We start from the raw sequence: 421 nt of genomic DNA, 5'->3' as shown, positions 1-421 counted from the left end.
GTTACCCCTCCTTCAAGGGCATCATGGCCGCCAAGAAGAAGCCGGTTCAGGCCTGGGACCTGTCCGACCTGGACCTGGAGGCCGAGCAGGTCGGCCTGGAGGGCTCCTACACCACGGTCGACTCCGCGACCGAGCGCCCGGCCCGTACCGCGGGCACGATCGTCAAGGACGAGGGCGAGGGCGGCAAGCAGCTCGCCGAGTTCCTCGCGAGCCAGAAGTTCATCTAAGGGTCACTGGCCCGCTGAGGCTCAACCCCGTACCGCCCCCTCAGACTTCGCAATCCGCAGGAGAGCATTCCCATGGCTGAAGTTCTCGTCTATGTCGATCACGTGGACGGTGCCGTCCGCAAGCCCACCCTGGAGCTGCTGACCCTGGCCCGCCGTATCGGCGAGCCGGTCGCCGTCGCGCTCGGCGCGGGTGC

The 421-nt window shown here is 67.7% G+C and carries 2 pseudogenes; both read left to right on the top strand.

What is annotated here, in order from left to right:
- Positions 1-227 (top strand): annotated as a pseudogene (locus tag RNB18_RS52685) (electron transfer flavoprotein subunit beta); the annotation flags it as partial.
- Positions 228-299: 72 nt separating this feature from the next.
- Positions 300-421, top strand: a pseudogene (locus RNB18_RS52680) (electron transfer flavoprotein subunit alpha/FixB family protein); the annotation flags it as partial.

This window comes from Streptomyces doebereineriae, from assembly GCF_031845645.1.
In the GTDB taxonomy this organism is placed as follows: domain Bacteria; phylum Actinomycetota; class Actinomycetes; order Streptomycetales; family Streptomycetaceae; genus Streptomyces; species Streptomyces canus.
The sequence above is the reverse complement of the archived record's forward strand: the minus strand, read 5'-3'. Positions and strand labels throughout refer to the sequence as shown.